Origin of the sequence: Herbiconiux daphne, assembly GCF_024979295.1 — a bacterium.
Lineage (GTDB): Bacteria > Actinomycetota > Actinomycetes > Actinomycetales > Microbacteriaceae > Herbiconiux > Herbiconiux daphnes.
The window spans coordinates 261,543-274,612 of the sequence record NZ_JANLCJ010000004.1; the positions used below are offsets into that span (position 1 = coordinate 261,543).

Sequence of the window (13,070 nt, forward strand, 5' to 3'; positions counted from 1 at the left end):
TCGGTGCGGCTGCCAGAATTCCAGCCCGAAGATTCTTCTCGGCGGAACGATCTGGTCAGTGCGCCTGCTCGATGCGATCGGCCGTGCGCCGCAGCGGCGCCACCAGAGCCTCGAGCGCCGTCGACGAGCCACGCTGTTCGGGAACGCTCACCGCCAGCGCGGCGACCACCGCGCCGGCCCGGTCGTGCACCGGAACGGCGACGGCGCGCAGCCCCGCCAGCGTCTCGCCGCGGTTGGTGGCGTAGCCGCGAGCGCGCACGAGCCGCAGCTCGCTGCGCAGCTCGTCCCAGCTGCCGATGGTCTGGCCGGTGAGCGTGCTGAACCCGTTCGGGAACACCGTCTCGAGCTCCTCTTCCGAGAGCCCCGCCAGCAGCACCTTGCCGCCCGACGAAGACTGCGCCGGCAGCAGGGTGCCGGTGCGCGAGGCCACCCGGATCAGCTGATCGCTCTCGACACTCTCGATGAAACGGCTGCAATCACCCTCGAGAACCAGGAGGTTGACCGTCTCGCGCACTTCGTCGACGAGGTCGTGCATGTGCGGCCGGGCGAGCATCCGGAGTCCATGGCCGCCGGCGCCGGCGAGTCCGATCTCCAGCAGCGCCTTGCCCAGGTAGTACCAGCGCGAACCGCGCTCCTGGAAGACGAACCCACGGTGGGACATCGTCGCCAGCAGCCGGTGTGCGGTCGATCGGGCGACACCCAGCTCGGCGCTCACGTCGCTCACTCTCAGCTTCTGCCGTGTCTGGAACAGCAACAGCAGGCGTAGGGCGTTGTCGACCGACTCGATGGCGTAGGGCGGGAGGGGCGGGTTCTCAGCGGTCATGGCTACTGGATGCAGTATCCGCCGTCGATGACGAGCGACGTGCCGGTGACGAAGTCGGACTCGTCGGAGGCGAGATAGAGGATGCCGTAGGCCTGCTGGATCGGGTCGCACACCCGGCGCAGCGGGATCTCGCCCAGGATGTTGGCCCTGATCTCCGGGTTCTCCAGGGCCGCCCCCATCATGGGTGTGTCGGTGGGCCCGGGATGCACCGAATTGCAGCGGATGTTGTGCGGCCCGTAGTGCCAGGCGATGTCCTTCGTCATGCCCGCGACGCCGCCTTTGGAGGCGGAATAGGCGAAGCCGCTGACGCTGCCGAGGAACGACGACAACGATCCCACGTTCACGATCGAGCCGCCACCGTTCTGCTTCATGATCGGGATGACGTACTTCGTGCTCCAGAAGATGCTCTTGGTGTTGGTGTCGAGGATGAGGTCCCATTCGGCCTCGGTGATGGTCTCCGGAGTATCGAAGGGGTCTTCGTCGGCCTTGCCGGCCACGTTCGCCAGCACGTCGACGGTGCCGAACGCCTCGACGGCCCGTTCGGTGACCGCTTTCCAGTCGGCCTCCCGCGACACGTCGTGCGACAGGGCGATGATGTCGAACCCCTCGGCCGTGATCTCGGCGACCATCGGCTGGAGTGACGCCGCCGATCGCGCCGTGGCCACCACCCGGGCCCCCTCCCGGGCCAGCAGGCGCGCTGTCGCATCCCCGATCCCGCCTGCCGCTCCGGTCACGATGGCGACTTTGCCGTCGAGTCTTGCCATGGTCATTCCTCTTTCCGTGGTGCCGTCGCGCGCAGGACTGCGGCGAGGAGGTGTCTGAGTTGTTCACGCTCCGACGCATCGAGTGCGCCGGTGAGCACCTCGTCGACCCGCGCCACGCGAGGCTGCAAGGCGGCGAGCTCGGCTCGGCCGTCGTCAGTCAGCCGCAGCACGTTGCGTCGGCGATCACCGAGATCGCGGGCGCGTGCGATCAGCCCGCGCCGCTCGAGCCGGGAGACGATGTCGGCGATGGTGGAGCGATCGAGGTCGAGCTGCACCACCAACTCCTGCTGACTGGCGCCGGGCGTTCCCGCGAGCACGTTCAGCACGCCGAACTGCACGCTCGTCACCTCGGCCGAGACCTCCCGTTGCCAGACGGCCACATGGGCCTGCTGCGCGCGGCGGATGAGATAGCCGGTGTACTCGCTCAGCTGGGTCGGGTGCATGGTGATCGACTGTCGCATCCGTCACAGCCAGCGCGGCGGGGCCGGGAGCGTTCCCCCGCCGGCGCGCTCGACGCCGGCACCGCCTCGGCCGGTTGCCCAGCTCGCGAGGGCGGCCGCGGGGCCGGAGACGACGACGACTCCGGGGTGTGGCTCAGCCGTGGTCGAGAGGCGATCGGTCGGCTCGAAGACGAACTCGGGCAGTTCTTCGGTCGCGGCCCTGCGCGCCCAGGAGGCACGCACGTCGGCGAGGAGAGCGTCGACGAGCTCGGGCGGGAAATCGGCGAACGCGGCGCCGCTGGCGAGGTCGACGGCGTGCATCCAGACCTCGCGGGTGCGCATCCAGACGGTCTCCGAGGCCGGAACCGTGCGCCCCTGGGCGGTGCGCACCAGGTTCGACCACCTCTCGTCGGGGAGGTCCCTCCACTCGACCGAGAGGTGGATGGCGGCGTGATCGCACAGGTTTCGCAAGGCCTGCGGCGCAAGAGTGGCCGCGAGGTCGATCTCCTCGGCGCGCTGCCCTGGCGAGGAGTACATCGGCGTCTCCACCCCCGTGTCCGCCCATTCGATCAAGCGGGTGAGGGCGCGGGCATTCAGTCCCACATGGGCGATGACGTGCCGCCTGTTCCAGCCCGGCAGCAGTGAGGGCGCGTCGAACTCCTCGTCGCTCAGCCGATGCACCGTGCGCGCGAAGTAGGCCTGCCCGTGGCGGGCGAGCAGCAGAGCGCGCTGGAGCGCCGGGTCGCTCGTGCGGTCAGTCCTCGCGCCCACCGGGGCCCTCTTCGACGACCACGTGATTCACCAGGGTGCCGATGCCCTCGATCGTCGTCACCACCGTGCTGCCGTGAGCCAGGTAGCGCGGTGGCTTGCGCGCGTGTCCGACACCGCCGGGGGTGCCGCTGGCGATCACGTCGCCCGGGTTCAGGGTCAGCACGTGCGAGATGTACGACACCAGTGTGGGCGGGTCGAACACGAGGTCGCCCGTGTCGGAGCGCTGCATGACTTCGCCGTCGACCTCGGCGCGGATCTCCGTGTCGACCCCGTACTCGTCGGAGGTGACCAGCACCGGCCCGAAGGGAGCGGTCTTGTCGAACGTCTTTCCCTGCAGCCATTCGAGCGTGCGGCCCTGGTAGTCGCGCAGGGTGATGTCGTTGATCACGGAATAGCCGGCGATGGCGGCGGCCGCCGCGTCCCGGTCGAGTCGCCGCGCGGGCGAGCCGATCACGATGGCCAGCTCGGCCTCCCAGTCCAGCGCGTGGGAGGCGTATTCAGGCACCACGATCGCGTCGAATGCGCCGATGAGCGCCTCGGGATACTTCGAGAACAGGGTCGGGAACTCCGGCAGCACCCGCCCCATCTCGAGGATGTGGTTGCGGTAGTTGAGGCCGACGCAGATGATCTTCGACGGGGACGGGACGACGGGCGCCCACGACGCGTCGTCGATCGCGGCGAGCGGATGCGTGGGGCCGTCGGCCGTGTCGGCGACGGTGCGCCAGTCAGGCTGGGCGAGCAGCGCTCCGACGTCGGTGCATCCGGCGATCTCGATCGCCTGATCGGCTTCGACGCGCACCGCCACGGTGCCGGATGCGGTTCTCAGGGTCGCCAGTTTCATCGTGCTCTCTCGTTCTCGTGCTGGGCGGGGGTGTAGGTGCGGGCGAAGTTGAGGCGGTCCATGATGGGGCCGTCGGTGAAGCGGAACAGGTCGAACTGCGTGTCGGCGTGCAGTGACCACGGCACCCAGCTGGGCACCACGAACAGGTCGCCGGTTTCCAGTCTCGTCTCGGTGTCGCCGAGCACGACCGTGCCCGAGCCCTCGAACACCTGCCAGACGGCCGAGCCGACCTCGTGGGTGGGCGGCGTCGAAGCGCCGGCACGCAGCCGGTGGAACTCGCACCGGATGGTGGACATCACGTCGCCGCCGGTCGTGGGGTTCACGTAGCGGATGGCCGCGTGCCCCTGCGAGAGCGTGGCCGGGAAGCCCTCGTCCTCGAGCTTCAGTTGCTCGGTGAGGGCGGCGTCGGTGTGCTCCCAGCGGTAGGCGCTGAGCGGCGAGGAGATCTTGTCTTCGAGCACCGACATCGGTCGCAGGCCTGGGTGCGCCCAGAGCCGCTCGGCGCGCGAGAACTCCGGGCTCGCCTCATCCGTCACTCGCTCAGAACCGAACTCGAAGAAGCCCACATCCATCTGGCTCGAGAACGGGATGTCGAGGCCGTCGATCCAGGCCATCGGGTTCGCGGTGTCGTTGTGGTGGCCGTGGAAGTTCCAGCCCGGGGTGAGCAGCAGGTCACCGCGGCTCATCCGCACCGGGTCGCCGTTCACGACCGTCCACACTCCCTCGCCCTCCACCACGAACCGGAACGCGTTCTGGGCGTGGCGGTGCTCGGGGGCGGTTTCGTGACCGCCGAGATACTGGATGGCGCACCAGAGCGTCGGCGTGGCGTAGCCGGTGCCCGGTAGCCCCGGGTTCGTCAGGCCGACCGCGCGACGCTCGCCGCCGCGGCCGACCGGCACGAGCCGGCCCGAGCGCTCGGCGATGTCGAACAGGGTCTTCCAGCGCCAGACGAAGGGAATCGCCTGCGGAGCCGGTGTCATCGGCATCAGGTCGTCGCGTTGGGTCCACAGCGGAGCCATGTCATTGGCGGCGAAATCACGGTAGAGCTGCTCGAGTTCCGGGGTGTCGGCCGATCCGTCCATCTGCTCCATCGCAGCCTCCTGTTTTTTAGTCAGTAGGCCAACTATATGACATTCATACAGTCAACTCCAGAGAGTTGCGCCGTTTCCCGATCACCGCGCGGCCACGGACTGACTGAGGCTCTGCCAGGTGGACACCACCGTGTCGGGATTCAACGAGATGCTGCCGATGCCGCGCCGCATCAGCCACTCGGCGAAGTCGGGGTAGTCGCTCGGACCCTGGCCGCAGATGCCGATGTACTTTCCCCTCGCACGCGCAGCCGAGATCGCCATCTCCAGCAGCGCCAAGACCGCGTCGTCGCGCTCGTCGAAGACATCCGCGACCAGGCCGGAATCGCGGTCGAGGCCCAGTGTCAGCTGGGTCATGTCGTTCGAGCCGATCGAGAAGCCGTCGAAATGATCCAGAAAGCGGTCGGCGAGGAGCGCGTTGGAGGGCAGTTCGCACATCATCACGATGCTCAGCCCGTTCTCGCCGCGGCGGAGCCCGTTCGCGTCGAGCAACTCGATGACGCCCTGCGCCTGAGCGACCGTGCGCACGAAGGGCACCATGATCTTGACGTTCGTGAGCCCCATCTCGTCGCGCACGAATCGCAGCGCCTCACACTCCATGGCGAAGCAGTCCTGGAACTCCGGCGTGAGATACCGTGCCGCCCCGCGCCAGCCGAGCATCGGGTTCTCTTCATCCGGCTCGAACGTCTCACCGCCCAGCAGGTTCGAGTACTCGTTCGACTTGAAGTCCGAGAGTCGCACGATCACGGGCCGCGGGGCGAACGCGGCAGCGATCGTGGCGATGCCCTCGGCCAGTCGGGTCACGAAGTAGTCGCGGGGGGATGCATAGGCTTCTGTCTGCAGAGCGATCGCAGCGCGGATGCTCTCGTCGACGAGCTCGGGCTCGAGCAGCGCGCGCGGGTGGATGCCGATCTGCCGGTTGATGATGAACTCCAGCCGCGCCAGGCCCACGCCGGCACTCGGCAGCTGACCGAAGGCGAAAGCCTGGTCGGGGGTGCCGACGTTCATCATGATGTCGACCGGGAGCGGTGGGAGCTCGCCGGCGTCGGTCTCCTCCAGGTCGAAGGCCAGTTCTCCGGCGTACACGAGGCCGGTGTCACCTTCGGCGCAGGAGACGGTCACCGGCTGGCCGGTGGCGAGGAGTTCCGTCGCGTGGCCGGTTCCGACGACGGCGGGGATGCCGAGTTCACGTGCGATGATCGCCGCGTGGCACGTGCGGCCGCCGCGATTGGTCACGATGGCCGAGGCTCGTTTCATGATGGGCTCCCAGTCAGGGTCTGTCATGTCGGCGACCAGCACCTCGCCGGGACGGAATTCCGCCATCTCGCGCAGATCGGTGAGGATCCGGGTCTGGCCGGTGCCGATCTTCTGACCGATGGCGCGGCCCTCGATCACGACGTCGCCGCTCTCTCGCAGCGAGTACCGGGTCACGGTGCCCGCGCTCCTTCGGGACTGCACCGTCTCCGGCCGAGCCTGCACGATGTAAAGGCCTCCGTCGCTACCGTCCTTCGCCCACTCGATGTCCATGGGTCGCCCGTAGTGGTCTTCGATGACGAGGGCATACCGGGCCAGTTGCGTCACGTCCTCATCGGTCAGCGACAGTTTGCGCTGGTCGGCCTCCTCGACCGGCACGATGCGTGTGGTCTCGGTGGTCCCGGGCTCGCTGTAGACCATCTTGAGAGCCTTGCCTCCGACAGAGCGCTTCAGAATGGCGGGCCGCCCGTCCCGCAGCGCAGGCTTGTAGACATAGAACTCGTCGGGGTTCACAGCTCCCTGCACCACCATCTCGCCCAGACCGTAGGACGACGTGAGGAAAACGGCCTGGTCGAACCCGGATTCGGTGTCGATCGTGAACATGACACCGGATGCGGCGAGGTCCGAGCGCACCATCTGCTGCACGCCGACCGAGAGGGCGATGGGTAGTCGGTCGTAACCACTGTGGATGCGGTAGGCGATGGCCCGATCGTTGTAGAGCGAGGCGTAGACCTCGTGGGCGTAGCGCAGGACCGCCTCGATACCCGTGACGTTGAGGAAGGTCTCCTGCTGACCGGCGAACGATGCATCCGGCAGGTCTTCCGCCGTCGCCGAGGAGCGAACGGCGTAGGAGTTGCCGCGGCCGCCGTCCAGGTCGGCGAAGGCGGCCCGGATGTCGGCCTCGAGACCGGCCGAGAAGGGCCGCGCAAGGATCGCCGCTCTGATCTCCTTGCCCGCGCAGGCGAGAGCGTCGACATCGTCGGCGTCCAAGCCCCGGAGGATCGCATCGATCTGGCTCTCGAGTTCCCCCGACAGGAAGTCGCGATAGGCATCCGCGGTGGTGGCGAATCCGTTCGGCACCCGCACGTCCAGGTGCGCGAGATTGTTCACCATCTCGCCAAGGGATGCGTTCTTGCCGCCCACCTTGTCGACGTCGGACAAAGAGAGGTCTGTGAACCAGAGGATGTTTCGGCTCATGTTCTGCTTTCGTTCAGTCGCGGTGCGCGAGATTCTGGATGATGACGGTCGACATCTCTTCGACGGATCGAGTGGACGAGTCGATGTGCGGGATGCGGTGGGCCGAATAGATCCGGTTGGTCTGCCGAAGTTCCCACGTGCATTGCTCGAGCGATGAGTAGCGAGAATCGGCACGGCGTTGGGTGCGGATTTGTGCCAGTCGCGCGGCGGTGGTTGTGATGCCGTAGAGGCGGGGAGCGAGATGGGCGATCGCGCCCGGCAACTCGCCCGAGCGGAGGTCTTCGTCGACGAGCGGATAGTTGGCCACGAGTAGGCCGTGCTGGAGGGCGAGGTACATGGTGGTGGGCGTCTTGCCGCAGCGCGAGGGTCCGATCAGGATGACGTCGGCCTTCTCCAGGGCGCGTCTGCTTTGGCCGTCATCGTGTTCCAGGGCGTATTCGACCGCCGCCATCCGCGCGTTGTAGCGCACCGCGTCGCCGATGCCGTGCAGCCGGGCCGGCTGGCGCACGCCGGACACTCCGAGCAGCTCTTCCATCCGCGACATGTGGGTGTCGAAGAAGTCGATGAGCTCGCAACGGCTGCGGTGCAGCCGCTCCCGCACAGCGTCGACGGCGGTGGTCGAGAATGCGATGGCCGGCCCTGCGGCAGCGGCGGCATCGAGTACCGCGACGATCTTGTCCGCCTCGGCGGGAGTGGAGATGAAGGGGTAGAGGCGGCGCTCGAATGCGAACCCGGGAAACTGCAGGAGGAGTGCGTTTCCCATGGTCTCGGCAGAGATGCCCGTGCTGTCCGAGAGGAAGAAGACCCGAACGACCGGAGACGCAGGCCTGTCGACCCTGTGCACCTCGCCGGGCTGGCCCGAAAACATCGTCATATTTCCGAGGCTAGAGAGAATTCGCCCCGCGCAACGGAAGGCATCTCGAAAAGAATCGCGTAATTTGCCGCTGTGTCATACCGGCGGGATCACGCCGGCCCAGGCGCGCGGGGGAAGCTCGACACCGCACCCGTACGGCAAAGCGAAAACCCCCAAGATGGCGAGATCTTGGGGGTTTTCGTAGCGGGGGCGGGACTTGAACCCGCGACACCACGATTATGAGCCGTGTGCTCTAACCACCTGAGCTACCCCGCCTTGACTCCGAACGTTGGCCGCGGCCACGAGGGCCGGGCCGGCCGAAGCCGGAGCCCCCTGTGGGAATCGGACCCACTACCTCTTCCTTACCAAGGAAGTGCTCTACCAATGAGCTAAGGGGGCGCGCGAAGCCGCGAACGGCTTTTGGCACCAGTAGAGAATAGCATCCCTCGCGACGGCGTTTCGCCGCCGGTGACCGGGCGGCTCGGTCGCCTCCGCGCCAGCCTGTGTGCAAACGGTTCCAGGTCTGCAGGCCCAGCGGTTAGAGTTCTCCTCATGACTATCGCGAACACCCCCGAATCCGACCTCCCCACCACGGAGGTGACCGACGTCGAAACGGATGCGCAGCCCACCCAGACCCTCGTCGGAACGGGTGCGGAATGGTGGCGTTCGGCGGTCATCTACCAGATCTATCCCCGGTCGTTCGCCGATGACGACGGCGACGGCATCGGCGATCTCGTGGGCATCACCAAGCGTCTGCCGGCCCTCGCCGACCTCGGCGTCGACGCGGTGTGGCTCTCGCCCTTCATGATCTCGCCCCAGCACGACGCCGGCTACGACGTCGCCGACTACTGCGACGTCGATCCGCTCTTCGGCACACTCGCCGACTTCGACGCGATGCTCGCCGAGGCGCACGGCCTCGGCATCCGGGTCATCGTCGACCTGGTGCCCAACCACACGAGCTGGGATCACCGGTGGTTCCAAGAGGCACTCGCCTCGCCCGAGGGCAGCCCCGAGCGCGACCGCTACATGTTCCGCGACGGGCTCGGCCCGAACGGCGACATCATGCCCAACAACTGGGAGTCGGTGTTCGGCGGCCCGATGTGGGAGCGCGAGGTGCGCCCCGACGGCACGCTCGGGCAGTGGTATCTGCACATCTTCGACAAGTCGCAGCCCGACCTCAACTGGCAGAACCCGTGGGTGCGCGAGCGCTTCCACGACATCCTGCGGTTCTGGCTCGACCGCGGAGTCGACGGCTTCCGGGTCGACGTGGCGCACGGCCTCGTCAAGGAGGACGGTCTGCCCGACTACACGCCCCCGGCCGAGGCCGGCAGCATGGGCGGTGGAGTGCCGGCATCAGACCCCGCGCTGGCCGACGAGTTCGATGCCATTACCGAGCTCGCCGCGAGCGGCGAGTCGCGCGACGGAGCCCCGGTGGGTCTCGAGCCCGGCATCGACGCCGACGCGTCGACCGATCCGTCGACCCCGCCCTACTGGGCGCAGGAGGGCGTGCACGAGATCTTCCGCGGCTGGCACGCAGTGCTCGAGGAGTACGAGGGCGACCGCGTGCTCTGCGCCGAGGCATGGGTGGAGCCGCTCACGAAGCTCGCCCGCTGGGTGCGCCCCGACGAGATGCAGCAGGCCTTCAACTTCACCTACCTGTCGGCCGGCTGGTCGGCGCCCGAGCTGCGGCGTGTGATCGACACCTCGATCCACGCGTTCGGCACGGTCGGCGCCCCCTCGACCTGGGTGCTGTCGAACCACGACGTGGTGCGGCACGCCTCCCGCCTCGCGCTGACGGCCGACAACCTGCAGGGGGCGGGCATCGGGCCCGACTCCCCCGGGCTGCCCGACCCGGTGGTGGGGTTGCGCCGTGCGCGCGCCGCGACCGCCGTCATGCTCGCCCTGCCCGGCAGCGCCTACATCTATCAGGGCGAAGAACTCGGCCTGCCCGAGAGCATCTACCTGCCCGACTCCGCGCGGCAGGACCCGACCTGGTTCCGCACCAACGGCGAGCGCTACGGACGAGACGGATGCCGCGTGCCCATCCCGTGGGAGGCCGGCCGCCCCACCTACGGCTTCGGCCCCGCGACATCCTCCCTCAGCTGGCTGCCCCAGCCCGACGACTGGGATGCGTATGCGCGCGACTCGCAGGACGGCGTGCCCGGGTCGACACTCGAGCTCTACAAGCTCGCGCTCGCCCTGCGCTCGAAGTTCGAGCTCGGCACGGGTTCGGTCGAGTGGCTGCCCGGCTACGGCGCCGACGTGATCGCGTTCCGCAACGGCCAGGTCACCGTCATCGCCAACACGGGCACCACCCCCGTCGAACTCCCGGTCGAATCCCACGCCGCCGACGTGCTGCTCTCGAGCGAATCCCTCACCGAACCCGCCCTCCCCGCCGACACCACCGTCTGGCTCATCGCCTAGCCCGCCCCGCGGGGGGAGGCCTGGCGCTCCGCGGGGGCGGCGGTGCCCCGCCGGGCAGGCGGCCCCCGCCGGCCTCGGCCCGGCGCACATCCCTCGCGCGGGCCCCCGCCGACAAACCTGCGCGCCCCTCCTGCCCCCCCGCCCGTCCAAACCGGCGCCCCCAACCAATACCGGCGCATCCGACCTGCCACACGCCTACGAACAACCCACCCAACCGAGCCCCACGTCGCCCCACCCCGAGTCACCCGGCACGGCAGCGCAACCCGCAGGCCGCGCCCAACGACCCAAGGTGAGCATGTCGCGGCGCGCCGGCCGGGGACGGCACGCCCGGCGCACGGCGTCCAACCCGCCCCCACCCCGATGAACCCCGCCACACCCGGCACGGCAGCGCAACCCGCAGGCCGCGCTCAACGACCCAGGGTGGCGGCGTGGCCGCGCCCGCGACCGCGTCGTGACATGTCGCGGCGCGCCGGGCAGGGACCGGCGCGCCCTCCGCACGCCGCGCGCAGCACGCCGCCCGCAGCAGCTAGCACAGCAGCTAGTTCGCGTTACTCTGCAACCACGCCCACGGGTCGACCGCGGTCACGCCGTCGAGGCGGATCTCGAGGTGCAAGTGCGGGCCGGTCGACGCCCCGGTGTTGCCGACGAGGCCGATGGTCTGCGCGACCTTCACGACCTGTCCCTCTTCGACCTGGATCGAGCCGGTGAGCATGTGCCCGTAGACGCTCGACACCTTCTGGCCGTTCACGATGTGGTCGATGATGACGTGCACGCCGAGGCCGCTGTTGTCGTAGGGCTGAACGCTGCTCACGACGCCGTCGGCGATCGACTGGATGGGCGTGCCCTGACCGGGCGCGAAGTCGACGCCCTTGTGGTCGGTGCTGCCGATGCCACCGGGCGACTCGCGGGCGCCGAAGTAGTCGCTGATCGGCACGCCGACCGGGAACGGCCACTGGATGGTGCCGGTCGGGTTGTTCGTGAACGTGTCCGCGACCCGGAATCCCGCCGCCTTCAGAGCCGCCGTGTCGCGCACGCTGTAGCCATCGCGCGCGATGCTCGAGGTGGGCACGTCGGCGCTGGTTGTGAGTTCTTGTCCGGGCAGCGCGGGCGCGATGTCGGCGAGCACGTTCTCGCTGACCACGGGCCCCGCGGATGCCGCGTGCAGCGCCGAGGCCGGCATCGACGTGGCGACGGCGATTCCGGTGGCGAAGATGAGGGCGAGCGCGCTCAGCCCGCCCTTAGCGATGTTGGCGCGGCGGCCGCGACGGGTCGTCTTGGCTGCTTCGGATGCAGCGGCGTCGGATGCAGCGGTATCGGATGCAGCGGCCTCCACCGCGTCACGCATGGCCTTCTCGTGCGGAGCGACCGGCGCTGCGTCCCCCGATCCGGACTCGGCCAGCCCCGTGCGCAACGTGCGCCGGGAGACCTGCTTCGGCGCGGCATCCGGGGCCTTCTGCGTCGGAGCGACGGCGGCGGTGGACTCGCGCCCCGGCCCGGGCTGCTCGGCGAGCGGCACGATCTCGGCGATCGTCGGCTCGGGCAGGGCGACCGTGGTGGAGATGTCGACCGATCCGGTGGCGACCATCTCGACCTCGATGGCGTCGTCAGCCGGCGTCGGTGCGGCCGAAGGGGCGCTCTCCGCCGCGGGAAGCGCGTCGACGGCGGGCAGCGCGGTGGTGGGGGTCGAGACGATCGCGCGACGACCACCGGCGGGCTTCTCGATCGAATCGGAGAACGCGGATGCCGCCCGGCGCCCGATGCGGGGCGAGTGCGGCCGCGGTGCCGCCACGGTGCTGGCCGCCGCCGACGAGTTGCTCGAAGCGGGAGCGATGGGGGTGACGACGGCTTCGTCGTGCGGCGCGGTCGCAGCGTCTGCAGACGTCTCGGCGCTCGAGGCGCTGCCCGACTCCGGGGTTAACGGGGTGATCACGGCGTCACCGACCGTCGGCGAGGCGGCTTCGCGGGCAGCGCGTCGTCCGCGTGCGGCGGTCGCGGTGGGAGCAGCGGTCGCGGTCGGAGCAGCGGCCGTGACCTCGCGAGCGGCCGAAGACTCCGTCGCGATCTCCACCTCAGTGGCGCCGTCGCCGGCCGGGGCCGAGACGACCTCGGTGCGTGCGCGGCGGCGACCGGGGCGGGGCGCCATCGAACCCTCGTCGGCCTGGGCCGCAGCGGGCTGGGGGCGACCAGACGTGTCGGTCGAGTCCGCAGCTGCGGCATCCGTCGCCGGCTGGGCCGCACGACGGGCCCGGCGGCTCACCGGGGTCGACCCGGCAACCGGCGCGGCGGTGGCGCGGGAAGAAGCACCGGCACCGCCTGACGCGGCGGCCGCGGCATCCGCTTCATCACGAGCGGGCGCCGGGGCAGCAGCTGCAGCAGCAGCCGCATCGACAGCGCCGTCGCCGTCGCCCGCGGCAGCCTTCACGGCGTCGCCCGACGGGCTCGCGCGCAGGCTGCGGCGCGACGGCAGAGACGGGGAGGGGTGCTTCGATGAACCGTGGGCCTCGCGTTTGGATGAGTCGTCATCCGGGCGTGAAGTCGAACGTGTCAAGATGTGGGAGCTTCCGGGTAGAACGTCGGATTTCATCTCGGGGTAAGCGCGATGACGGACTGATCAA

At 69.2% G+C, this 13,070-nt stretch carries 10 protein-coding genes and 2 tRNA genes; 1 reads left to right on the forward strand and 11 read right to left on the reverse strand.

Features of this window, described 5'->3' with window-relative positions; all coding sequences use genetic code 11:
- Window positions 1–55: 55 nt before the first annotated feature.
- The 10 genes from N1032_RS12480 to N1032_RS12525 all read right to left on the reverse strand — a co-directional run bounded on the left by N1032_RS12480 (window position 56) and on the right by N1032_RS12525 (window position 8,430).
- On the reverse strand, window positions 56–823 hold the full coding sequence (locus N1032_RS12480) for an IclR family transcriptional regulator (protein WP_259539419.1): 768 nt from the start codon (window positions 821–823) through the stop codon (window positions 56–58).
- Window positions 824–825: 2 nt separating this feature from the next.
- Entirely contained in the window at window positions 826–1,587 is a 762-nt protein-coding gene (locus N1032_RS12485; protein ID WP_259539420.1) for an SDR family NAD(P)-dependent oxidoreductase, read from the reverse strand.
- Between the two features lie 2 nt (window positions 1,588–1,589).
- On the reverse strand, window positions 1,590–2,048 hold the full coding sequence (locus N1032_RS12490) for a MarR family winged helix-turn-helix transcriptional regulator (RefSeq protein WP_259539421.1): 459 nt from the start codon (window positions 2,046–2,048) through the stop codon (window positions 1,590–1,592).
- A gap of 3 nt (window positions 2,049–2,051) precedes the next feature.
- Window positions 2,052–2,798, reverse strand: coding sequence for a maleylpyruvate isomerase family mycothiol-dependent enzyme (locus N1032_RS12495; RefSeq protein ID WP_259539422.1), 747 nt, complete (start codon window positions 2,796–2,798; stop codon window positions 2,052–2,054).
- A complete protein-coding gene (locus N1032_RS12500; protein WP_259539423.1) occupies window positions 2,782–3,639 on the reverse strand; it encodes a fumarylacetoacetate hydrolase family protein in 858 nt (285 codons plus the stop codon). Before N1032_RS12500 ends, N1032_RS12495 begins: the two co-directional genes overlap by 17 nt.
- Window positions 3,636–4,730 (reverse strand): cupin domain-containing protein, encoded by a 1,095-nt coding sequence (locus N1032_RS12505; RefSeq protein ID WP_259539424.1) that lies wholly within the window; start codon window positions 4,728–4,730, stop codon window positions 3,636–3,638. Before N1032_RS12505 ends, N1032_RS12500 begins: the two co-directional genes overlap by 4 nt.
- Window positions 4,731–4,811: 81 nt before the next feature.
- Window positions 4,812–7,178 (reverse strand): phosphoenolpyruvate synthase, encoded by a 2,367-nt coding sequence (gene ppsA / locus N1032_RS12510; protein ID WP_259539425.1) that lies wholly within the window; start codon window positions 7,176–7,178, stop codon window positions 4,812–4,814.
- A gap of 13 nt (window positions 7,179–7,191) precedes the next feature.
- The gene (locus N1032_RS12515; protein WP_259539426.1) at window positions 7,192–8,052 is read right to left on the reverse strand and encodes a pyruvate, water dikinase regulatory protein; all 861 of its coding nucleotides are present in this window, start codon (window positions 8,050–8,052) and stop codon (window positions 7,192–7,194) included.
- Window positions 8,053–8,233: 181 nt separating this feature from the next.
- Window positions 8,234–8,307 (reverse strand) — tRNA-Met (locus N1032_RS12520).
- 51 nt (window positions 8,308–8,358) lie between these two features.
- Window positions 8,359–8,430: transfer RNA gene (locus N1032_RS12525), tRNA-Thr, on the reverse strand.
- 153 nt (window positions 8,431–8,583) lie between these two features.
- Between N1032_RS12525 and N1032_RS12530 the strand changes: the two genes are divergently transcribed.
- The gene (locus N1032_RS12530; protein ID WP_259539427.1) at window positions 8,584–10,455 is read left to right on the forward strand and encodes a glycoside hydrolase family 13 protein; all 1,872 of its coding nucleotides are present in this window, start codon (window positions 8,584–8,586) and stop codon (window positions 10,453–10,455) included.
- Between the two features lie 538 nt (window positions 10,456–10,993).
- Here the strand turns inward: N1032_RS12530 and N1032_RS28290 are convergent.
- Window positions 10,994–13,003 (reverse strand): M23 family metallopeptidase, encoded by a 2,010-nt coding sequence (locus N1032_RS28290; protein ID WP_310795946.1) that lies wholly within the window; start codon window positions 13,001–13,003, stop codon window positions 10,994–10,996.
- Window positions 13,004–13,070 lie beyond the last annotated feature (67 nt).

Bases quoted from the DNA above. Each gene is read 5' to 3' on its own strand.
- N1032_RS12480 (WP_259539419.1), bottom strand. From the start codon at position 823: ATGACCGCTGAGAACCCGCCCCTCCCGCCCTACGCCATCGAGTCGGTC.
- N1032_RS12485 (WP_259539420.1), bottom strand. From the start codon at position 1,587: ATGGCAAGACTCGACGGCAAAGTCGCCATCGTGACCGGAGCGGCAGGC.
- N1032_RS12490 (WP_259539421.1), bottom strand. From the start codon at position 2,048: ATGCGACAGTCGATCACCATGCACCCGACCCAGCTGAGCGAGTACACC.
- N1032_RS12500 (WP_259539423.1), bottom strand. From the start codon at position 3,639: ATGAAACTGGCGACCCTGAGAACCGCATCCGGCACCGTGGCGGTGCGC.
- N1032_RS12505 (WP_259539424.1), bottom strand. From the start codon at position 4,730: ATGGAGCAGATGGACGGATCGGCCGACACCCCGGAACTCGAGCAGCTC.
- ppsA (WP_259539425.1), bottom strand. From the start codon at position 7,178: ATGAGCCGAAACATCCTCTGGTTCACAGACCTCTCTTTGTCCGACGTC.
- N1032_RS12515 (WP_259539426.1), bottom strand. From the start codon at position 8,052: ATGACGATGTTTTCGGGCCAGCCCGGCGAGGTGCACAGGGTCGACAGG.
- N1032_RS12530 (WP_259539427.1), top strand. From the start codon at position 8,584: ATGACTATCGCGAACACCCCCGAATCCGACCTCCCCACCACGGAGGTG.